4 pseudogenes are annotated in these 2,260 nt (G+C 56.2%); 1 reads left to right on the top strand and 3 read right to left on the bottom strand.

Annotated features, from left to right (window positions below):
* Positions 1-111, top strand: a pseudogene (locus ABLN87_RS22085) (IS5/IS1182 family transposase); the annotation flags it as partial.
* Positions 112-440: 329 nt separating this feature from the next.
* On the opposite strand, the pseudogene ABLN87_RS22080 reads toward ABLN87_RS22085, so the two are convergent.
* The 3 pseudogenes from ABLN87_RS22080 to ABLN87_RS22585 form a co-directional block, all read right to left on the bottom strand.
* Positions 441-968: pseudogene (locus ABLN87_RS22080) on the bottom strand (transposase); the annotation flags it as partial.
* Between the two features lie 12 nt (positions 969-980).
* Positions 981-1,157: pseudogene (locus ABLN87_RS22075) on the bottom strand (IS5/IS1182 family transposase); the annotation flags it as partial.
* A 270-nt stretch (positions 1,158-1,427) separates the two neighbouring features.
* A pseudogene (locus ABLN87_RS22585) lies at positions 1,428-2,260 on the bottom strand (IS110 family transposase); the annotation flags it as partial.

The following is a 2,260-nucleotide window of genomic DNA, read 5'->3' as shown; positions in this document are numbered from 1 at the left end:
ATGTTCGGCAGGCTAAAGGACTGGCGGCGCGTGGCAACCAGATACGACAGATGCCCAAAGGTCTTCCTGTCGGCAATCGCTCTCGCCGCAACCGTCATCTACTGGTTATGAATCCTGAGCCTTAGGCTCAGGCCTTCGGTAACGGGGACCTCCCAGTCAAGCTGTTTTGCGCAGCATGTTTGATCCGCCAGGGCGGTTTAACTGTGTCAATTTGTGGCCGCTCTGTGCTCTGTCGCGGCCTTCGATTGAGATCCTTCGGGTACATGCTACGGTTCGCGGTCAGCGCGATCGCTGCCAACATGATGCTGGTTCGATGTAATTCCGATTATCCATCTCATAGGCGTGCTTGACAGAAGTCAGCGACGGTCCAGACTTCGGCATCATCGGACCACGTCCCTGCGGGACCTCAAAGGCCTGCTGTCAGGTAGGCAACAGATGGATTAACAGGCGGTGTTCGGTGCTACATCGAGCTGGAATACGGTGTCATCGACCCACATTCGATGGAGAATGACTGCGATGCGACGCGGGAGGGCGACCATTGCTATTTTCCGGCCTCGGCGCTAGGCGAGCTGGGCTCCCCATGTTCGAAACCATATCGACCGGCCGCAGTTCATCATGACAGTTGCAGCCTGACACAAAGCTCGCCTCAGATTGACATCCCCAGCCTTGGTTATGCCGCCCGACACATCACGCTCACGGGATTGGTTTCGAGGAGGCGTTAGGCCAACCCAAGGACCAACCCTCTTTGAAGACCGAAAGCGAGCCGGATCATCGACAGCTGCGCGGAAAGTCAGTGCGACAACTGCACCGACCCCTGACATTGACGTCAAACGGTGGCAAACTGGATCATTCTGGGCAAGCTGGCGTACCTGTTTCTCAAGGGCGACCAACTCATGCCGCAGCGTTGCTCTGGCACGTAGCATTGGTTCTGATGCGGCCTCCAGCATGAGGTTGCCTTCTGCCAATTCGGCGGATGCAGGCCTGCGCTTATCGTACTGTACCGCTTTCTTCCGCCGCTTTCGGCCTGGGATGCACGCGCGTATCCCTTTGTCTTTCAACGCTTCGCGGAACCAGTTGGCGTCATAGCCTCGACTTCCCAGCAGCCATTCCACATCCGGCAGGCTGCTCAACAATGCCCGTGCTCCAATGTAATCGTTTCTGTGGTTGCCGCTCCAGGTGCAAGGAGTTTTTGACTCTGAAGGTGCGTGATTGAGTGCGTACTTCTGTAAGGCCTCTTTCTTCGGCGCTTCCAGAAACCGCAGGCCGATATGGTGATCAGCGGGTCGGGTCCAAATCTAACCTTCGAGCTTTGTGCTCGCAGCGGTTAACTGGTTTTCCTGACCCAGATCTGTTTGATCATTTCGCCCATTCATGTCGTCGTCTTCTCACACTTCCATGGCCCCGATCCTTGCAGTCTTACATGAGCATCATGCCGAGCCCGCAAGTTCCGGGTTCTTGTAGTCCTCGTGTTTTGTAAGCATTGCCCAAATCTGTCGGGCCATTTTGTTAGCCAGCGCAATCGCGACCAGCATCTTGGGTTTGCGCCCCGACATACGTGACAGCCAGCTACCCTCAGCAACCGAGCGTGCGCCAAGCCAGTTAAGGCGCGACATTGCGCCAATGATCAGAAGGCGCCGGATATCTGCCTGGGCGGCTTTGGTCATGCGTCCCAAGCGCTCCTTACCTCCGAAGGAGTGCTGTTTGGGCACAAGACCTAGCCAGGCTGCAAAGTCACGCCCGGTTTTGAACTAGGACATGTCGGGTCCGAATGCCTCTACCGCGATGGCTGTGATCGGACCGACACCCGGCATGGTCTGGAGCCGACGAGCTCTGTCCGACTGGAACGCCAGAGCTGAAAGCTTCTTGTTCCTTTCAACGATACGAGCTGTTTTCTCTGCAACTTACGCTAGCAGTTCCTTACATTCCCCTCGGATCAGCGTTGGCAGGTTCGTAGTTTCATCCTCCAAAATCGCTGCCATGCGACCCAGAGAGCGTATCCCCACAGGGAAGATGTAGACATGTTCATACAGAAGCGCTCGTAAGGCGTTAACATCTTCAGTCCTCTGATGGACCAATCGCTCCCGGCCGCGGAACAGTGCCGCACGGGATTGCTGCTCAACTGTCTTGATGGCTACAAAGCGCATTTCCGGCTGCCGGGCGGCGATCACGATCGCCTCGGCATCAGCGGCGTCATTCTTCTGACGCTTCACAAAAGGGCGCAAGTATTGTGGAGCGATCAGTTTGACCTCATGGCCAAGAG

The organism is Ruegeria sp. SCP10 (genome assembly GCF_040329495.1).
Classification (GTDB): domain Bacteria; phylum Pseudomonadota; class Alphaproteobacteria; order Rhodobacterales; family Rhodobacteraceae; genus Ruegeria.
This window is presented reverse-complemented; position numbering and strand designations above follow the sequence as displayed.